The following is a 16,898-nucleotide window of genomic DNA, read 5'->3' as shown; positions in this document are numbered from 1 at the left end:
CGTTGCGGCCTTCGCCCCAAAGAAAAAATCCCGCGGCTGCGGGATTTTTTTTCGTCCGGGCCCCTGTGCGAAACGGGCCGAAGAAGGGGAAATTCAGTCGCCGGTGCGGGCCGACGCCGCGGCGGCGCGGATCTCGTCGTTCGATCCGCCGCCGAGCACGCGGCGGGCGCCGTCGAAGCGGCGGCTCCAGTAGCTGCCGTTCATGTCTTCCACGCGCACCTGGGCACCCGAACGCGGCGAGTGGATGAACTTGCCTTCGCCGACGTAGATGCCGACATGGCTGAAGGCGCGGCGCATGGTGTTGAAGAACACGAGGTCGCCGGGCTTGAGTTCACTGCGGTCGATCTTCTCGGTGGCGGCAGCCTGTTCCTCGGCGCGGCGCGGCAGCATGTGGCCGACCGTCTGGTTGTACATGGCGCGCACGAAGCCGCTGCAATCGAAGCCGGTGTCCTCCGAATTACCGCCGCGGCGGTACGGAACACCGAGGAAACCGATGGCGGTCATCACGAGGTCGGAGGTGCGCTCGGTGACGGTCTGGCGGACTTGCCTCAGTTGCCCCACCAGGCCCTTTTCGGCCAGCAGTTGGCCGACTTCGTCGGACCGGTCCGGTGGTTGGGGAGCTGCGTGGGCAGCGACGGCAATCAGGAGGGACGCGGGTAGGACGAAAAAAACGCATGGCGCGTAGGATATTGATGACGGCTGGCGCTGTCAATTTGAGATGAATTAGAGATTGTGCCGCCAACCCATTGATTTACTTGGAAATTTTGAATCATCGGACAACTAAAATGTAACGATTGACCGGTGATGCCGGATAAGCAGTTCGGCCTCCAAGACCCTTCGAAGTCGACAACTGTCTTCATGTGGGTTTGAAAAACCGCCAAGATCATTCGTTTTGCGGGAAAACACATGAAATCGCTCTCCAAGCCTTCCCGGCGCCTCCTCGGCCGTGTCGTCGTCATGTCGGGTTTGATCTTTGGCGCGGCCGCCATGGCGCAAGGGCGATCTGAGACGGTGACTTCGGGGCTCGAGAGTCCCTGGGGCGTGGGCTTCCTGCCGGGCGATCGTTTCGTGGTCACCGAGAAGCCGGGGCGCATGCGCATCGTCGCGAAGGACGGCAAGCTGGGCGCGCCGCTGGCGGGCCTGCCGGCCATTGCGGCGGGCGGGCAGGGCGGTCTGCTCGACGTGCTCGTCGACGCGGACTTCCGCAGCAACCGCACGCTGTACTTCTGCTTCTCGGAGCCCGATGCCGGCGGCAGCGCCAACAGCACGGCGCTCGCGCGGGCGCGGCTCTCGTCCGACGACACGCGGCTCGAGAACCTGCAGATCGTCTTCAGCCAGAAACCCAAGGTCGCGAGCCGCGCCCACTTCGGCTGCCGCATCGTCGACGGCGGCGACGGCACGCTCTACCTCACGCTTGGCGACCGCTTCAGCCGCAAGGAAGACGCCCAGAAGCTCGACAACCATCTCGGCAAGATCGTGCGCATCGGCAAGGACGGCAGCGTGCCGAAGGACAACCCCTTCGTCGGCCGGCCCGGCGCGCTGCCCGAGATCTGGAGCTACGGCCATCGCAACGGGCAGGGCGCCACGCTCGGCCCCGACGGCCGTCTGTGGATGACCGAGCACGGCCCGCAGGGTGGTGACGAGATCAACATCGCCCAGGCCGGGCGCAACCACGGCTGGCCCGTCATCACCTACGGCGAGAACTACGGCGGCGGCAAGATCGGCGACGGCATCACGGCCAAGGAAGGCATGGAGCAGCCGCTGCACTACTGGGTGCCCTCGATCGCGACCTCGGGCATGGCCTTTCTCACCAGCGACCGCTACGGCGCCGCGTGGAAGGGCAACCTGTTCGTCGGCTCGCTGAAGTTCGGCTACCTCGACCGCATCGAGCTCAAGAACGGCAAGGTGGTGGCCGAGCACAAGCTGCTCGAGGACGGACGCGCGCGCATCCGCGACGTGAAGCAGGGGCCCGACGGTCTGCTCTACGTGCTGACCGACGAGTCGAACGGCAAGCTGCTGCGGCTGCGGCCGAACTGAGATTCAGCCGGGGCAGCCGGGCAGCGACAGCGTCGGCAGCAGCCGCTGCCACAGGCGCCGCCATTCGGGCCAGTCGTGGCCGCCCTCGGTGGTGACAACGCGTTCGGCCGGCAGCACGCCCGCCAGCAGCCGGTGGCTGAAGGCGAAGCGGTCGTCGAGCCCGTAGCCCAGGTACAGCGGCGGCCGCGCGCCCGCCGTCTGCGTGTGGCCCGCGTAGCCGCGCAGCCATTGCCAGAGCTGGGTTTCGTTCGGCGTGCGCGGAATGCCGGCGCCGCTGTCGAGCGGCCCGTTCCACTTCGCGAGTCCGCCCGCGTTGGCGATGTCGGTGCTCAGGGTGCGTTCGCCGAGGTAGGGCGCGATCGCCACCACGCCGGCCAGTTCGCCCGGATGCGTCTGCGCATAGAGCAGGCCGCCGAATCCGCCGAGCGAGATGCCGACGATCCAGATCTGGCGGTAGCCCTGGCGCCGCGCGGGGGCGATCACGTCGGCCTCCAGCCGCTCGAGCACGGTCCTGTCGTTGTAGTAGCCGAGGTGCGCGTCGACCAGCATCACGTCGACCGCGAGCCGGTTCTCGCGCACCGCCTCGACGAAGCCCTCGCGCTCGAACTCGTCGGGCGTCGAATGGACGCCCGGCAGCATCACGAGCAGGGTGTCGGCCTGGCGCGTGCAGCGCTGGGTCTCGAGCACGGTCGCCAGCGGCACCGTGCTCTTGCGCACGCCGCCGCAACCGGCCAGCAGCAGCGCGGCACCGACGCCGAGGGTCGCGAGGCAGAGCCGCTTCGTCAGGACTTTCATCCCGCCGAGTCTAGGCCTGGGCGCGGTGAGGTTTGGGCAGTTCGACCATCACCGGCTGTCCGGGCGTGGTGCAGCCCGTGTCGCAGCACTTGCCGGGCTGGCGGTTGCGCGTGATCGCGCGCTGCGGATCGTGCGGCGCGGCCGCGGGCGAGCCGTCGGCCGCGATGCCGCGCTCGAGCAGCCGCTCGACCAGCTCCACCTTCGATCCCACCGGGTAGTGGCGCCAGATCTCCTGCTTCATCGCCGCCGGCGAACCGCCGCCATGCAGGCTGATCACGCTGTACCAGCCGCCTTGGTAGCCGGCCGTCAGGTCCTCGATGAAGCGGGCCGCCTCGATGCGCTGTTCGTAGGGCACGGCCGGATTGGCGCGCAGCACGTCCGACAGCCGCGCCGCGGTCTCGGGGTTGTGGTCCTCGTCGGGGCCGGGCAGCGTGACGATCAGGCCGCCGCTCACGGTGTGGGCGATGCGGTGCATGTCGTAGATCTTGGTCGCGAGCAGCAGCTTGCCGATGTTGCTGAACACCGGGTCGGGCATGAAGACCGGGCAGTGTTCGTCGGCCTTGCCGTAGACGCTGGCGGCCACGCCGCAGGCGAAGAAGCCCTCGGTGATGGTGATGAGCTCGACCATCTGCTCGCGCAGGTGGCTTTCCTTGCCCGGGTCGAAGCCATTGGCCTCGCACATCAGCGCGCCGGCGCCGATCAGCAGGTCGCCGAAGCCGGCGCGCGCGCCGATGCAGCTGTGGCGGTGGTGGGTGGCGTAGCTGTAGGTGAGGTGGCCCGAATGCTCCCAGCTGCCGTCGGAGCCGTCGTAGAACACGCGCTCCCATGGCACCAGCACGCGGTCGAAGATGCACACGCCGGTGCTCTGGCCGTACTTGCGGCTGAACAGGGCGTCGCCGTGCTCGAGCTTCTCGCCGGGCCGGCCGGCCGGTCGCGCCACGATGGTCAGGCCCGGCGCGTCCAGCGGCACCGCGCAGCAGACGGCGAAGTCGGCATCCTCGCGGCCCATGTTGCGGCAGGGCATGACCAGCAGCTCGTGCACGTAGGGCGCGCCGGTCACGATGGCCTTGGTGCCCGAGATCACGATGCCGCGCGCGTTGCGCTCCACCACGTGCACGTAGCTGTCGACGTTGGCCTGCTCGTGCGGCCGGCGGCTGCGGTCGCCCTTGGCATCGGTCATGGCCACGCCCAGCGTCAGGTCCTGGTCCTGGACGCGGTGCAGGTACTCGAGGAAGCGCGCCGTGTGCTCGCCGCCGCCACGCGCGTCGTCGATGCGCGCCGACACCTGGGCGATCGCGTTGAGCGCGTCGTGCGTGAGGTAGCGCTGCGCGCAGCCGGTTTCCTGGCACACCAGCCGCACCGCCTCGAGCTTGTTGAGCAGGTCGCCGGCGCTGGTGTTGAGGTGCGAGAGCCGGTTCACGCGCTTGCCGCTGGTGTGCTGCACCGCGGTCATCAGCGGTTCGTACTGCGCCTTCAGCGCATGGTCGTAGGTCAGGGCGATGGCGTTGATGCCGGGGCGGAACGCGGGCTCGTCGGCCACGCTCTCGACCCGCCGGCCGTCGACGTAGACAGTCGGCTTGTAGCGGCGCAGCGATTCGCGGTAGTCGGCGCCGGACATCAGCGCGGCCGAGGGGAGCGGGGCGTTCATTGTGTGTGTCTCCGGTGGTTGTCGTGGGGCCGGAACGAGCCGGCTCCACGAAATTTAAACACTGTTCAAAAAATTGATCAACCGTTAAGAAAAATGAGCAACGCTTAAAAGAAGGGCTACAGTCCAGCCCATGCAGGCCAAGCTCCAACGACGACAGACCCTGAGCGACGCGCGCCGCGCGCTGGTGCTCGACGCGGCGCGGGCCGTGTTCTCCGAGGCCGGCATCGAGGGCGCGAGCATTCGCGAGATCGCGCGCCGCGCGGGCTACACGCCCGGCGCCATCTATTCGTACTTCGAGAGCAAGGAGGCGATCTATGCCGCGTTGCTCGACGAATCGCTGCTGCGCCTGTGCACCGCGGTGGCCGAGGCCGAGGCCTTCGCGGACCGGCCCGCGCTGACATTGGCGTCCAAGGCGCGGGCCTGGTTCGGCTTCTATGCGGCCCATCCGCGCGAGCTCGACCTCGGCTTCTACCTGGTGCACGGCATGCGGCCGCGCGGCCTGACCAGCGAGCTCGATCACGCGCTCAACGACCAGTTGAAGGAAGCGCTCAACCCCTGCGAGGAAGCGCTGCGCGCGATGGGGCTCGGTGCCGCCGACGCGCTGCGCGAGAACACCGCGCTGTTCGCGCACGGCGTCGGCCTGCTGCTGATGCGGCACACCGGGCGCATCCGCATGTTCGGGCAGTCGGCCGATGCGCTGTTCGAGGCCTACATCGGGCAGCTCGTGGACCGCGTCGGGGCGCCGGCCGCCTGAGCGGGTCCGCGCGCCGGTGCTTTGGTGTTAGTTTCCAGGGTTTCGGGCGCACGGTCGCCCCGCAACCCTCGTCAGAAGAAAGAACCCCGCCCATGCTGCTCGACGCATCCCAATCCCAACTCGTGCTGGTCGACTATCAGGCTCGACTGATGCCGGCGATCTTCGAGTCGGAGGCGGTGGCGCAGAACGCGGTTCGCCTCGGCAAGATGGCCCGGCTGTTCGACGTGCCGGTCTTCGGCACCGAGCACAACCCGTCCAAGCTCGGCGAGAACCTGCCCGACATCCGCGCGCTGTGCCGCCGCACGCTGCCGAAGATGCACTTCAGCGGCGTGGAAGAGGGACTGGGCGAATGGCTGCGCGTGCCGGCCAAGGCGCCCCAGGGCAATGCGCGCAGCTTGCCCAAGCACCTGCAGAAGCCGGCCGCGGCCGCGGAGGAGCGCAACACCATCGTCATCGCCGGCTGCGAAGCCCATGTCTGCCTGCTGCAGACGGCGCTCGACCTGCTGGAGGACGAGTTCGAGGTCTGGGTCGTCACCGATGCCTGCGGTTCGCGCACCGAGCGCAACCGCGACGCCGCCTTCGACCGCCTGGCCGGCGCCGGCGCCGAACTGGTGACGACGGAGATGGTCGGCTTCGAATGGCTGCGCACAGCCGAGCATCCGGCCTTTCCCGAGTTGCTCGCGCTGGTTCGCTGAGCGGGCCGGGCACCTTCCAACTAATAGAAGAGGGGCGGCAGACGGCCGGCCCCGGTTTCATCCGCTTGTGGTGCGCGTCAGCCTGCTGCAAGATCGGTCTCCATAATTATGAATTCAGTTTCGACGCCAGCCGCTCGCGGGGCCGGCGCCGGACCGATTTCCAAAGATCAGGAGACAACACCGATGAGCCGCTACGAAGATTTCCATCGCCAGTCCATCGACGCGCCCGAGGCCTTCTGGGCCGAGCAGGCCCGGCTCATCGACTGGCAGAGCCCGCCGCAGCAGATCCTCGACGCCAGCCAGCCGCCGTTCGCACGCTGGTTCGTCGGCGGCACCACCAATCTGTGCCACAACGCCGTCGACCGCCATCTGGCCGAGCGCGGCGACCAGCCGGCGCTGATCTTCGTCTCGACCGAGACCGGCACCGAGAAGAGCTACAGCTTCCGCGAGCTGCATGCCGAGGTGCAGCGCACCGCCGCCAGCCTGATCGAACTGGGCGTGGGCCGCGGCGACCGCGTGCTGATCTACATGCCGATGATCCCCGAGGCCGCGTTCGCGATGCTGGCCTGCGCGCGCATCGGCGCCATCCACTGCGTGGTGTTCGGCGGCTTCGCGAGCGGCTCGCTGGCCACCCGCATCGAGGACGCCGAGCCCAAGGTGGTGGTGAGCGCCGACGCCGGTTCGCGCGGCGGCAAGGTGATCGCGTACAAGCCGCTGCTCGACGAAGCGATCCGCCTGTCGAAGCACAAGCCCGATGCGGTGCTGCTGACCGACCGCGGCCTGGCCCCGATGGCGCTGGTGGCGGGGCGCGACCACCTGGCGAGCGAGCTGCGGCAGAAGCACCTCGACGCGCAGGTGCCCTGCACCTGGCTCGAGTCGACCGAGATCAGCTACACCATCTACACCAGCGGCACCACCGGCAAGCCCAAGGGCGTGCAGCGCGACGTGGGCGGCTACGCGGTGGCGCTGGCCGCGAGCATGAAGCACATCTTCGACGGCCGGGCCGGCGAGACCTATTTCTCCACCAGCGACATCGGCTGGGTCGTGGGCCACAGCTACATCGTCTACGGCCCGCTGATCGCCGGCATGGCGACGGTGATGTACGAGGGCCTGCCCACGCAGGGGCTCGACGGCCAGCCCGACGGCGGCATCTGGTGGCGGCTGGTCGAGAAGTACAAGGTGACGGTGATGTTCAGCGCGCCGACCGCGGTGCGCGTGCTCAAGAAGCAGGACCCGGCGCTGCTCAAGAATATGACCTCTCCACCTTGCGCGCGCTGTTCCTGGCCGGCGAGCCGCTCGACGAGCCCACGGGCCGCTGGATCGCCGAGGGCCTGGGCGTGCCAATCATCGACAACTACTGGCAGACCGAATCGGGCTGGCCGATCATCACCATCGCCAACGGCATCGAGAAGAAGCCCAGCAAGTTCGGCAGCCCCGGCGTGCCGATGTACGGCTACAAGGTGAAGATCCTGCACGAGTCGACCGGCGAGGAACTGACCGCCCCGAACGAGAAGGGCGTGGTCGTGGTCGAGGGCCCGACGCCGCCGGGCTTCATGCAGACCATCTGGAAGGACGACGCGCGCTTCGTCAACACCTACTGGAAGAGCGTGCCCGGCAAGATGGTCTATTCGACCTTCGACTGGGGCATCCGCGACGAGGACGGCTATTTCTACATCCTCGGGCGCACCGACGACGTGATCAACGTGGCCGGCCACCGACTCGGCACGCGCGAGATCGAGGAGAGCATCTCGGGCCACGCGGGCGTGGCCGAGGTGGCCGTGGTGGGCGTGGCCGATGCGCTCAAGGGACAGGTCGCGATGGCCTTCGTGGTGCCCAAGGACGGGCAGGCCGTGAGCGACGAGGCGGTGGCGCTCAAGCTCGAGGGCGAGATCATGAAGACCGTGGCCGACCAGCTCGGCGCGCTGGCCCGGCCGGCACGGGTGCGCTTCGTGGGCGGGCTGCCCAAGACCCGCAGCGGCAAATTGCTGCGCCGCGCCATCCAGGCGGTCTGCGAGGGCCGCGATCCGGGCGACCTGACGACCATCGACGACCCCGCCACGCTGCAGCAGATCAAGCTGTTGCTCAACCCGGCCTGAGCCCTCGCCTGGGGGGTTGTGCATCCGCTTTCAACCGTCATATGGTTGGCGTGGCACAATCGCCCGGTACTCAGGCCCTTCCCCAGCCACAGTCGCATCCGCCAATCGGTTCAGCCGTGTCGCGGAAGGTTTCTTAAACCAGCTCGTGCTTCCCACAGGGAAGCGAAGGTCAGCGCAATATGAGCGATTCATCGACTCCATCGGTGTATGCCGCCTACCAAGGCAACACCTATCTCTTCGGCGGCAACGCGCCCTATGTCGAGGAGATGTACGAAAACTACCTCGCCAACCCCGGCAGCGTGCCCGACAACTGGCGCACCTACTTCGACGCGCTGCAGCACGTCCCCGCCGCCGACGGCACCAACACCCGCGACGTTCCGCACCAGCCGGTCATCAACGCCTTCGCCGAACTGGCGAAGCAGGGCACGACCAAGGTCGTGCAGGCCAGCGGCGCCGATTCCGAACTCGGCCGCAAGCGCACCGCCGTCCAGCAGCTGATCGCCGCCTACCGCAACGTCGGCGCCCGCTGGGCCGACCTCGATCCGCTCAAGCGCGCCGAGCGTCCCGCCATTCCCGAACTCGAGCCCTCGTTCTACGGCTTCACCGACGCCGACCTCGAGACGGTGTTCAACACCAGCAACACCTTCTTCGGCAAGGACACCATGTCCTTGCGCGACCTGCTCAACGCACTGCGCGAAACGTACTGCGGCACCATGGGTGCCGAGTACATGTACACCACCGACCAGAACCACAAGCGCTGGTGGCAGCAGCGGCTCGAAAGCGCCCGCACCAACCCCAAGCTCAGCGCCGAGCAGAAGAAGCACGTGCTCAACCGCCTGACCGCGGCCGAGGGCCTCGAGCGCTTCCTGCACACCAAGTACGTCGGCCAGAAGCGCTTCTCGCTCGAAGGCGGCGAGAGCTTCATCGTCTCGATGGACGAGCTGATCAACCAGGCCGGCGCCAAGGGCGTGCAGGAAATCGTGATCGGCATGGCCCACCGCGGCCGCCTCAACGTGCTCGTGAACTCGCTCGGCAAGATGCCGGCCGACCTGTTCGCGGAGTTCGACCACACCGCGCCCGAAGACCTGCCCAGCGGCGACGTCAAGTACCACCAGGGCTTCAGCTCGGACGTGACCACCCCCGGCGGCCCGGTCCACCTGAGCCTCGCGTTCAACCCCTCGCACCTCGAGATCGTGAATCCCGTGGTCGAAGGCTCGGTGCGCGCGCGCATGGACCGCCGCGCCGACCCGCTGGGCAAGCAGGTGCTGCCCGTGATCGTGCACGGCGACGCCGCCTTCGCGGGCCAGGGCGTCGTGATGGAAACGCTGGCGCTGGCCGAAACCCGTGGCTACTCCACGGGCGGCACGGTGCACATCGTCATCAACAACCAGATCGGCTTCACCACCAGCGACCCGCGCGACAGCCGCTCGACGCTGTATTGCACCGACATCGTCAAGATGATCGAGGCGCCGGTGCTGCACGTGAACGGCGACGATCCCGAAGCCGTGGTGCTCGCCACCCAGATCGCGCTGGACTTCCGCATGGAATTCCAGAAGGACGTGGTCGTGGACATCATCTGCTTCCGCAAGCTGGGCCACAACGAGCAGGACACCCCCTCGCTGACCCAGCCGCTGATGTACAAGAAGATCGCCCAGCATCCCGGCACGCGCAAGCTGTACGCCGACAAGCTGGCCGCGCAGGGCCTGGGCGACACGCTCGGCGACGACATGGTCAAGGCGCAGCGCGCCGCCTTCGACGAAGGCAAGAACACGGTCGACCCGGTGCTGACCAACTTCAAGAGCAAGTACGCCGTCGACTGGAGCCCGTACCTCAACAAGAAGTGGACCGACGCCGGCGACACCGCGATCCCCTCGAGCGAGTGGAAGCGCCTGGCCGAGAAGATCACCACCGTGCCGCAAGGCTTCACGGTGCATCCGCTGGTCAAGAAGGTGCTGGACGACCGCGCCGCCATGGGCCGCGGCGACGTGAACGTCGACTGGGGCATGGGCGAGCACATGGCCTTCGCCTCGCTGGTGGCCAGCGGCTACCCGGTGCGCCTGTCGGGCGAGGACTCGGGCCGCGGCACGTTCACGCACCGCCACGCCGTGCTGCACGACCAGAACCGCGAGAAGTTCGACGAAGGCACCTACACGCCGCTGTCGAACGTGGCCGACAACCAGGCCCCGTTCGTCGTGATCGACTCGATCCTGTCGGAAGAAGCGGTGCTCGCGTTCGAATACGGCTACGCCTCGAACGATCCGAACACGCTGGTGATCTGGGAAGCCCAGTTCGGCGACTTCGTGAACGGCGCGCAGGTGGTGATCGACCAGTTCATCGCCTCGGGCGAAGTCAAGTGGGGCCGCGTCAACGGCCTCACGATGATGCTGCCGCACGGCTACGAAGGCCAGGGCCCCGAGCACAGCTCGGCGCGCCTCGAGCGCTTCATGCAGCTGAGCGCCGACACCAACATGCAGGTGGTGCAGCCGACCACGGCCAGCCAGATCTTCCACGTGCTGCGCCGCCAGATGGTGCGCAACCTGCGCAAGCCGCTGATCATCCTCACGCCCAAGTCGCTGCTGCGCAACAAGGACGCGACCTCGCCGCTGGCCGAGTTCACCAAGGGCAGCTTCCAGACCATCATCCCGGAAAGCAAGGCGCTCAAGGCCGAGAAGGTCAAGCGCCTGGTCGCGTGCTCGGGCAAGGTCTACTACGACCTGGCCAAGAAGCGCGAGGAACGCGGCGACGAGGACGTGGCGATCATCCGCGTCGAGCAGCTCTATCCGTTCCCGCACAAGGCCTTCGCGGCCGAGATCAAGAAGTACCCGAACCTCGTCGACGTGGTGTGGTGCCAGGACGAACCGCAGAACCAGGGCGCCTGGTTCTTCGTGCAGCACTACATCCACGAGAACATGCAGGAAGGCCAGAAGCTCGGCTACGCCGGCCGCGCGGCCTCGGCGTCGCCGGCCGTCGGCTACTCGCACCTGCACCAGGAACAGCAGAAGGCATTGGTCGATGCCGCCTTCGCCAAGCTCAAGGGCTTCGTGCTGACCAAGTAATAGAACGATCCTTTCTCAACACGAACAACCCGCTCGGGCGCATGTAGCACGGCCACATCGCCCGATCCCCCACGAGGGGCGGGCCGGGCGAACCCCGGCCCCAGGGGCACACACAAATCAAAGCGGAGCAAACTCCAAATGTCTATCGTAGAAGTCAAAGTCCCTCAGCTGTCCGAATCGGTGGCCGAAGCCACCATGCTCACCTGGAAGAAGAAGGCCGGCGAAGCCGTCGCCATCGATGAAATCCTGATCGAGATCGAGACCGACAAGGTCGTGCTCGAAGTGCCGGCCCCCGCCGCCGGCGTGCTGGCCGAGATCGTGCAAGGCGACGGCGCCACCGTCGTGGCCGACCAGCTGATCGCGAAGATCGACACCGAAGGCAAGGCCGGCGCCGCCGCCCCGGCCGCCGCGCCCGCCGCTGCCGCCCCGGCACCCGCCGCCGCCGCACCCGCGGCCGCTGCCGCCGCCACCGGCGGTGCCAAGTCCGACGTCGCCATGCCCGCCGCCGCCAAGCTGCTGGCCGACAACAACCTCAAGACCAGCGACGTGGCCGGCACCGGCAAGGACGGCCGCGTGACCAAGGGCGACGTGCTCGGCGCCGTGGCCTCGGGTGCCACCGCCAAGGCCGCGCCCGCCGCGATCCCCGCGCCGGCCGCCAAGCCCGCGCTGCCGCAGGTCGCCGCGCCCACCAGCGCGCCGGACCTGGGCGACCGCCCCGAACAGCGCGTGCCGATGAGCCGCCTGCGCGCGCGCATCGCCGAGCGCCTGATCCAGTCGCAGTCGACCAACGCGATCCTGACCACCTTCAACGAAGTGAACATGGCCCCCGTCATGGAACTGCGCAAGCGCTTCCAGGACAGCTTCACCAAGGAACACGGCGTGAAGCTCGGCTTCATGAGCTTCTTCGTGAAGGCCGCGGTGCACGCGCTCAAGAAGTACCCGGTGATCAACGCCTCGGTCGACGGCAACGACATCCTGTACCACGGCTACTTCGACATCGGCATTGCCGTCGGTTCGCCGCGCGGCCTGGTGGTGCCGATCCTGCGCAATGCGGACCAGATGAGCTTCGCCGACATCGAGAAGAAGATCGCCGAGTACGGCAAGAAGGCCCAGGACGGCAAGCTCGGCATCGAAGAGATGACCGGCGGCACCTTCTCGATCTCGAACGGCGGCACCTTCGGCTCGATGCTCTCGACGCCGATCATCAACCCGCCCCAGTCCGCGATCCTCGGCGTGCACGCCACCAAGGACCGCGCCGTGGTCGAGAACGGCCAGATCGTCATCCGCCCGATGAACTACCTGGCGATGAGCTACGACCACCGCATCATCGACGGCCGCGAAGCCGTGCTGGGCCTGGTCGCCATGAAGGAAGCGCTCGAGGATCCGTCGCGCCTCCTGTTCGACATCTGATCGGAGGCACGAACAGATGGCCAACAAACAATTCGACGTCATCGTCATCGGCGGCGGCCCCGGCGGCTACATCGCCGCCATCCGCGCGGCGCAGCTCGGCTTCAACGTCGCCTGCATCGACGAGTGGAAGAACGGCAAGGGCGGCCCGGCACCGGGCGGCACCTGCACCAACGTCGGCTGCATCCCCTCGAAGGCGCTGCTGCAGTCGTCGGAGCACTACGACCAGGCGAACCACCACTTCGCCGACCACGGCATCAAGGTCGAGGGCCTCGGCATCGACCTCGCCAAGATGCTGGCCCGCAAGGACCAGGTCGTGAAGCAGAACAACGACGGCATCCTGTACCTGTTCAAGAAGAACAAGATCAGCTTCTTCCACGGCCGCGGTTCGTTCGAGAAGTCCGGTGACGCCGGCTACGACATCAAGGTGGCCGGCGCCGCCGAGGAAACCATCACCGGCAAGCACATCATCGTCGCCACCGGCTCCAACGCCCGTGCGCTGCCGGGCGCGGCCTTCGACGAGGAGAACATCCTCTCGAACGACGGCGCCCTGCGCATCGGCGCGGTGCCGAAGAAGCTGGGCCTGATCGGCTCGGGCGTCATCGGCCTCGAGATGGGCTCGGTGTGGCGCCGCCTCGGCGCCGAAGTCACGGTGCTCGAAGCGCTGCCGACCTTTCTCGGCGCGGTCGACGAGCAGATCGCCAAGGAAGCCAAGAAGGCCTTCGACAAGCAGGGCCTGAAGATCGAGCTCGGCGTGAAGGTCGGCGAGATCAAGTCGGGCAAGAACGGCGTGAGCGTGGCCTGGACCAACGCCAAGGGCGAGGCCCAGACGCTCGAGGTCGACAAGCTGATCGTCTCGATCGGCCGCGTGCCCAACACCATCGGCCTGAACGCCGAAGCCGTGGGCCTGAAGCTCGACGAGCGCGGCGCCATCGCCGTGGACGACGACTGCAAGACCAGCCTGCCGAACGTGTGGGCGATCGGCGACGTGGTGCGCGGCCCGATGCTCGCGCACAAGGCGGAAGAAGAGGGCGTTGCCGTGGCCGAACGCATTGCCGGCCAGCACGGGCACGTCAACTTCAACACCGTGCCGTGGGTGATCTACACCAGCCCCGAGATCGCATGGGTCGGCCAGACCGAGCAGCAGCTCAAGGCCTCGGGCCGCGCCTACAAGGCCGGCACCTTCCCGTTTTCTGGCCAACGGCCGCGCGCGTGCGCTCGGCGACACGACCGGCATGGTCAAGTTCCTGGCCGACGCGGCCACGGACGAGATCCTGGGCGTGCACATCGTCGGCCCGCAGGCCAGCGAACTGATCTCCGAAGCCGTGGTGGCGATGGAGTTCAAGGCCAGCGCCGAGGACATCGCGCGCATCTGCCACGCGCACCCCTCGCTGTCGGAAGCCACCAAGGAAGCCGCGCTCGCGGTGGACAAGCGCACGCTGAACTTCTGATCAGCGGCGACCCCGCTGCGGGCAGCCCTTCGCGGGCCGCCCGCAGCCACCCCATACCTAGCATTCCGATCCCTTGAGCGTCAAACAGGCCTATGAAGCGGAACTCGCGGCACGCGGGTTCAAGAGCGATCCCGCGCAGATGCGGGCCGTCGAGGCGCTCGACCGCTGCGCCGCGGAATGGGCGGCCTACAAGTCGCAGCGTTCCAACGCACTGAAGAAGCTCATCAACCGGCCCGAGCTGCCGCGCGGCGTCTACATGTACGGCGGGGTGGGGCGCGGGAAGAGCTTCCTGATGGACCTCTTCTTCAACGCCGTGCCGCTGCGGCGCAAGACGCGTTTGCACTTCCACGAGTTCATGCGCGAGGTGCACCGCGAACTGCGCGAGCTGCAGGGCACCGTCAACCCGCTCGACGAGCTGGGCCTGCGCATCTCCAAGCGCTACAAGCTGATCTGTTTCGACGAGTTCCACGTCGCCGACATCACCGACGCGATGATCCTGCATCGGCTGCTGATCGCGCTGTTCGAGAACGGCGTGGGCTTCGTCACCACCTCCAATTTCAAGCCCGACGACCTCTATCCCGGCGGGCTGCACCGCGACCGCATCCTCCCCGCCATCGAGCTGCTGAACCAGAAGCTCGAGGTGCTCAGCGTGGACAACGGCACCGACTACCGGCGCCGCACCATGGAGCAGCTGCGCATGTACCTCACGCCGAACGACGGCGAGACCGAGAAGGAGATGCGCAAGGCCTTCGAGAAGCTGGCCGAGACCGCCGACGAGAACCCGGTGCTGCACATCGAGTCGCGCGAGATCCGCGCGCGGCGCAAGGCCGGCGGCGTGGTTTGGTTCGATTTCAAGACGCTGTGCGGCGGTCCGCGCTCGCAGAACGACTACCTCGAGATCGCGAGCCAGTTCCACACCGTGCTGCTGTCCGACGTGCCGCACATGCCGGTGCGCATGGCCTCCGAGGCGCGCCGCTTCACCTGGCTGGTCGACGTGCTGTACGACCGCCGCGTCAAGCTCATCATGTCGGCCGAGGTGCCGGCCGAGGCGTTGTACACCGAGGGGCCGCTGGCGCACGAGTTTCCGCGCACGGTCTCGCGGCTCAACGAGATGCAGTCGGCCGAATTCCTCGCGCTGGAACGCCGCATCGTCGACACTCGCCTCACATGAAGAAAACCCTCGTCCTTGCCCTGTGGATGTCGTTGGCCGGCCTGCCGGTCTGGGCCCAGTCCAACGCCGCCGCCGGCGTCGCCGAACTCGAGGCCGCACGCAACCGCCTGGCCACCGAGCGCGCCGCCATCGAGGCGCGCTACGAGAGCGAGCGCAAGGCTTGCTACGCCAAGTTCGCGGTCGAGGACTGCCTGCGCGACAGCCGCGCGCGTCGCCGCACCGAGAACGACCACCTCAAGCGCCAGGAATCGTCGATCAACGACATCGAGCGCCAGCGCCGCGGCGCCGCCGAGCTGCGCAAGCTCGACGAGAAGAAGGCCACCGAACGGCCGCAGGATTCCGCGCAGCAGCGCGAGCAGTCCCAGCAGAACCAGCGCGAGCGCGAACAGCGCGCCGCCGACCACGCCCAGGGCCGTGCCACGACGGCCGCCGAGGCGCCCGAGCGCCAGCGCCAGTTCGACCAGAAGCAGACCAACCAGGCGGCCGAACAGGCCAAGGCTGCACAGCGCCGTGCCGAAGCACCCGAGCAGGTTCAGCGCTACGAGGAGAAGCAGCGCAAGGCCGAGGAGCATCGCGCGAGCCGCGAGCGCCAGAACAGCCACCGCACCAAGCCGCGCGGCGCGCCGCTGCCGCCTGCGGAACCGGCCGCGAAGCCCTGAGCGCTTCGCAACGGCCCATGGGACTTTGGGCCGTGGATCTCAGGCCGCCGGCAGCGGTTCGAGCTTGAGCACCGCGATCGAGATGTTGTCGCCGGTGCCATGCGCCCCGGCGGCGTGCTTCGCCCACCAGGATTTCCACCGCGTCGCGCGGCGGCTGCGCATTCAGCACGCTCGCGAGTTCCTCGGGGGTGAAGTAGTGCCACAGGCCGTCGCTGCAGGCCATCAGCAGGTCGCCGGGCTGCATCCTCGGCACATGGTCGGGCGCGATCGGCGGCGGCGTCGAGCGCATGCCCAGGCAGCCGAGCAGGATGTTGCCCTGCGGATGCACGTTGGCCTCGGCCTCGGTGATCTCGCCGCGGTCGATCAGCGTCTGCACGTACGAATGGTCGCGCGTGCGCTTGATCAGCCGGCCGTCGCGGAAGTGGTAGATGCGCGAATCGCCCGCATGGATCCAGGCGCAGTCGCCGTTCGGGTTCATGAGGAAGGCGGCCAGCGTGCTGTGCGGTTCCTGCTCGCTCGACACGGCCGTGAGCTTGATCACCGTGTGCGCGTCCTCGAGCAACTGGCGCAGCAGCGCCTCGGCCTGGTCGCGCACGGGGTTGTAGCGCGCGAACAGCTGGCGCGCGGTCATCAGCACCTGGTCGGAGGCCTTGCGGCCGCCGCTGCGTCCGCCCATGCCGTCGGCCACCACGGCCAGCACGCAGCCGGGCGTTCGCGGATGCGCGATCAGCAGCACCTGGTCCTGCTGGTAGGGGCGGTCGCCCTTGTGCAGGCCGGTGGCGGCAACGAGTCGGAAGCCTTGGGTCATGAGCGCGAATGCGCCGATGCAGCGCCGCCTGTCTTCTCTGGAGTTCGTGTCACGACGTATTATCGAATGAACACGAGCACGGGCCGCGCAGAAGATGCGCTCGCTCCTCCCACGTTGGATTCCAATCTCCACTCCCTTTCCCGCCAACTGATCGAGCTGCGCATCGAGCATGCGGACCTCGACGCGTCCATCGACGGCCTGAGCGAGGTCGTGCCGCGGGACGAACTGCTGCTGCGCCGCCTCAAGAAGCGCCGCCTCGCGCTGCGCGACCAGATCGTGCGGCTCGAGAACGCGATCGATCCGAAGGAGCCCGCATGAGCG

General features: G+C 67.7%; 11 protein-coding genes and 4 pseudogenes. 11 read left to right on the top strand and 4 right to left on the bottom strand.

Annotated elements, in window-relative coordinates; translation table 11 throughout:
* Positions 1-93: 93 nt before the first annotated feature.
* Positions 94-690, bottom strand: coding sequence for a C40 family peptidase (locus ACHMXE_RS30360; protein ID WP_395352869.1), 597 nt, complete (start codon positions 688-690; stop codon positions 94-96).
* A 267-nt stretch (positions 691-957) separates the two neighbouring features.
* On the opposite strand from ACHMXE_RS30360, the gene ACHMXE_RS30355 reads away from it, so the two are divergent.
* The gene (locus ACHMXE_RS30355; protein WP_395352867.1) at positions 958-2,037 is read left to right on the top strand and encodes a PQQ-dependent sugar dehydrogenase; all 1,080 of its coding nucleotides are present in this window, start codon (positions 958-960) and stop codon (positions 2,035-2,037) included.
* 3 nt (positions 2,038-2,040) lie between these two features.
* Here ACHMXE_RS30355 and ACHMXE_RS30350 read toward each other — a convergent pair whose 3' ends face one another.
* Both ACHMXE_RS30350 and ACHMXE_RS30345 read right to left on the bottom strand, forming a co-directional pair.
* A complete protein-coding gene (locus tag ACHMXE_RS30350) occupies positions 2,041-2,832 on the bottom strand; it encodes an alpha/beta hydrolase (protein WP_395347831.1) in 792 nt (263 codons plus the stop codon).
* Between the two features lie 10 nt (positions 2,833-2,842).
* The gene (locus tag ACHMXE_RS30345; RefSeq protein WP_395347829.1) at positions 2,843-4,480 is read right to left on the bottom strand and encodes a 4-hydroxyphenylacetate 3-hydroxylase family protein; all 1,638 of its coding nucleotides are present in this window, start codon (positions 4,478-4,480) and stop codon (positions 2,843-2,845) included.
* A 130-nt stretch (positions 4,481-4,610) separates the two neighbouring features.
* Here ACHMXE_RS30345 and ACHMXE_RS30340 point away from each other — a divergent pair, with 130 nt between their 5' ends.
* From ACHMXE_RS30340 to ACHMXE_RS30300, 9 genes and pseudogenes are all read left to right on the top strand, one after another.
* Positions 4,611-5,234: a TetR/AcrR family transcriptional regulator gene (locus ACHMXE_RS30340; protein WP_395347828.1), complete on the top strand. Its 624-nt coding sequence runs from the start codon at positions 4,611-4,613 to the stop codon at positions 5,232-5,234.
* 92 nt (positions 5,235-5,326) lie between these two features.
* The gene (locus ACHMXE_RS30335) at positions 5,327-5,929 is read left to right on the top strand and encodes an isochorismatase family protein (RefSeq protein ID WP_093342637.1); all 603 of its coding nucleotides are present in this window, start codon (positions 5,327-5,329) and stop codon (positions 5,927-5,929) included.
* A gap of 183 nt (positions 5,930-6,112) precedes the next feature.
* Positions 6,113-8,025: pseudogene (locus ACHMXE_RS30330) on the top strand (propionate--CoA ligase).
* A gap of 179 nt (positions 8,026-8,204) precedes the next feature.
* A complete protein-coding gene (locus tag ACHMXE_RS30325) occupies positions 8,205-11,081 on the top strand; it encodes a 2-oxoglutarate dehydrogenase E1 component (RefSeq protein WP_203205535.1) in 2,877 nt (958 codons plus the stop codon).
* A gap of 138 nt (positions 11,082-11,219) precedes the next feature.
* Positions 11,220-12,491 carry a 2-oxoglutarate dehydrogenase complex dihydrolipoyllysine-residue succinyltransferase gene (gene odhB / locus ACHMXE_RS30320; protein ID WP_395347827.1) on the top strand — a complete coding sequence of 424 codons (1,272 nt, stop codon included), beginning with the start codon at positions 11,220-11,222 and terminating at the stop codon, positions 12,489-12,491.
* 16 nt (positions 12,492-12,507) lie between these two features.
* Positions 12,508-12,576: pseudogene (locus ACHMXE_RS30315) on the top strand (hypothetical protein); the annotation flags it as partial.
* Positions 12,571-13,939: pseudogene (lpdA, locus tag ACHMXE_RS30310) on the top strand (dihydrolipoyl dehydrogenase). The pseudogenes ACHMXE_RS30315 and lpdA, both read left to right, overlap by 6 nt.
* A gap of 73 nt (positions 13,940-14,012) precedes the next feature.
* Entirely contained in the window at positions 14,013-15,110 is a 1,098-nt protein-coding gene (gene zapE, locus ACHMXE_RS30305) for a cell division protein ZapE (RefSeq protein ID WP_203205538.1), read from the top strand.
* Positions 15,107-15,769 carry a hypothetical protein gene (locus tag ACHMXE_RS30300; RefSeq protein WP_395347824.1) on the top strand — a complete coding sequence of 221 codons (663 nt, stop codon included), beginning with the start codon at positions 15,107-15,109 and terminating at the stop codon, positions 15,767-15,769. Before zapE ends, ACHMXE_RS30300 begins: the two co-directional genes overlap by 4 nt.
* Positions 15,770-15,808: 39 nt before the next feature.
* On the opposite strand, the pseudogene ACHMXE_RS30295 reads toward ACHMXE_RS30300, so the two are convergent.
* Positions 15,809-16,577 (bottom strand): annotated as a pseudogene (locus ACHMXE_RS30295) (PP2C family protein-serine/threonine phosphatase).
* A 114-nt stretch (positions 16,578-16,691) separates the two neighbouring features.
* Here ACHMXE_RS30295 and ACHMXE_RS30290 point away from each other — a divergent pair.
* Positions 16,692-16,895, top strand: a complete 204-nt coding sequence (locus ACHMXE_RS30290) for a YdcH family protein (protein ID WP_203205541.1) — start codon at positions 16,692-16,694, stop codon at positions 16,893-16,895.
* Positions 16,896-16,898: the final 3 nt, after the last annotated feature.

This window comes from Variovorax sp. UC122_21, from assembly GCF_044056785.1.
GTDB lineage: Bacteria > Pseudomonadota > Gammaproteobacteria > Burkholderiales > Burkholderiaceae_C > Variovorax.
The sequence above is the reverse complement of the archived record's forward strand: the minus strand, read 5'-3'. Positions and strand labels throughout refer to the sequence as shown.

What these genes read in the sequence shown, in the direction of transcription:
- ACHMXE_RS30325 (WP_203205535.1), top strand. Translation starts at nt 8,205, where the DNA reads ATGAGCGATTCATCGACTCCATCGGTGTATGCCGCCTACCAAGGCAAC.
- ACHMXE_RS30340 (WP_395347828.1), top strand. Translation starts at nt 4,611, where the DNA reads ATGCAGGCCAAGCTCCAACGACGACAGACCCTGAGCGACGCGCGCCGC.
- ACHMXE_RS30350 (WP_395347831.1), bottom strand. Translation starts at nt 2,832, where the DNA reads ATGAAAGTCCTGACGAAGCGGCTCTGCCTCGCGACCCTCGGCGTCGGT.
- ACHMXE_RS30335 (WP_093342637.1), top strand. Translation starts at nt 5,327, where the DNA reads ATGCTGCTCGACGCATCCCAATCCCAACTCGTGCTGGTCGACTATCAG.
- ACHMXE_RS30355 (WP_395352867.1), top strand. Translation starts at nt 958, where the DNA reads ATGTCGGGTTTGATCTTTGGCGCGGCCGCCATGGCGCAAGGGCGATCT.
- odhB (WP_395347827.1), top strand. Translation starts at nt 11,220, where the DNA reads ATGTCTATCGTAGAAGTCAAAGTCCCTCAGCTGTCCGAATCGGTGGCC.
- ACHMXE_RS30345 (WP_395347829.1), bottom strand. Translation starts at nt 4,480, where the DNA reads ATGAACGCCCCGCTCCCCTCGGCCGCGCTGATGTCCGGCGCCGACTAC.
- ACHMXE_RS30300 (WP_395347824.1), top strand. Translation starts at nt 15,107, where the DNA reads ATGAAGAAAACCCTCGTCCTTGCCCTGTGGATGTCGTTGGCCGGCCTG.